General features: G+C 58.6%; 1 protein-coding gene. It reads left to right on the plus strand.

What is annotated here, in order from left to right:
* A partial coding sequence (locus tag D1841_RS17825) for a ParA family protein (RefSeq protein ID WP_166554348.1) occupies positions 1-739 on the plus strand: 739 nt, incomplete at both ends.

Here is a 739-nt window from a genome sequence, read left to right on the forward strand (position 1 = left end):
AACACGCAAATCATCGCCATCGCCAACCAAAAGGGAGGTGTGGGCAAGACCACAACCTGTGCCAACTTAGGGATTGGACTGGCACAGGCCGGAAAGAAAGTGCTTCTCATTGACGGGGACCCGCAGGGGAGCCTGACCATCAGCCTGGGCAATCCCCAGCCGGATAAGCTGCCCTTTACCCTCTCTGACGCAATGGGCCGTATCCTGACCGATCAGCCGGTCCGCCCCGGCGAGGGGATTCTGCGCCACCCGGAGGGCGTGGACCTGATGCCGGCGGATATTCAGCTGTCCGGCATGGAGGTGTCGCTGGTAAACGCTATGAGCCGGGAAACGATTCTGCGGCAATACATGGATACCGTAAAGGGGCAATATTCCCATATCCTCATAGACTGCCAGCCCTCCCTGGGTATGCTCACCGTCAACGCGCTGGCCGCTGCCAATCGGATCATAATCCCCGTCCAGGCGGAGTATCTGCCCGCCAAAGGGCTGGAACAGCTGCTCTCTACGGTAGCCAAGGTCAAGCGGCAGATCAACCCGAAACTGCAAATAGACGGTATTCTGCTGACGATGGTGGACAACCGCACCAACTTTGCCAAAGAGATTGCCGCCCTGCTGCGGGAAACCTACGGCAGCAAAATCAAGGTATTCGGCACAGAGATTCCCCATTCTGTCCGGGCAAAGGAAACCAGCGCGGAGGGCAGGAGCATTTTCGCCCATGACCCAGGCGGCAAAGTAGCGG

Source organism: Neglectibacter sp. X4, from assembly GCF_009917365.1.
Taxonomy (GTDB): Bacteria; Bacillota; Clostridia; order Oscillospirales; family Acutalibacteraceae; genus Acutalibacter.